The 352-nt window shown below is 75.6% G+C and carries 1 protein-coding gene; it reads left to right on the top strand.

Features of this window, described 5'->3' with window-relative positions; genetic code table 11:
• Positions 1 to 352 (top strand): CurL C-terminal domain-containing protein (locus tag LMU33_RS41000; RefSeq protein WP_228627220.1); only part of this gene is annotated, 352 nt, incomplete at both ends.

Here is a 352-nt window from a genome sequence, read left to right as displayed (position 1 = left end):
CATCAGCGGCACCAACGCCCACACCATCCTCGAACAGGCGCCCTCCGATGAGCCGGCACGTGCCGTCCGGACGGACCCGGCACCGAGGGCCACACCCCTGGTACTGACCGCCAAGACCGCCGACGCGCTGCACGCCCAGGCCCAGCGGCTGAGGGACCGTATGGCGGCCGACCCGGACCTCTCGGCCGCCGACGTCGGCTACTCGCTGGCCACCGGACGGGCGGCCTTCGACCACCGCGCGGCGGTCGTCGGCACCGACCGGGACACCCTCCTCGCCGGCCTGACGGCTCTCGCCGAGGACGGGACGGCCACGGGCCTGGTGCGCGCCACGGCCACCACGGGCAAGCTGGCC

This window comes from Streptomyces barringtoniae (assembly GCF_020819595.1).
In the GTDB taxonomy this organism is placed as follows: domain Bacteria; phylum Actinomycetota; class Actinomycetes; order Streptomycetales; family Streptomycetaceae; genus Streptomyces; species Streptomyces barringtoniae.
Note: the sequence above shows the minus strand (reverse complement) of the source record. Positions and strands in the feature narration are given on the sequence as shown.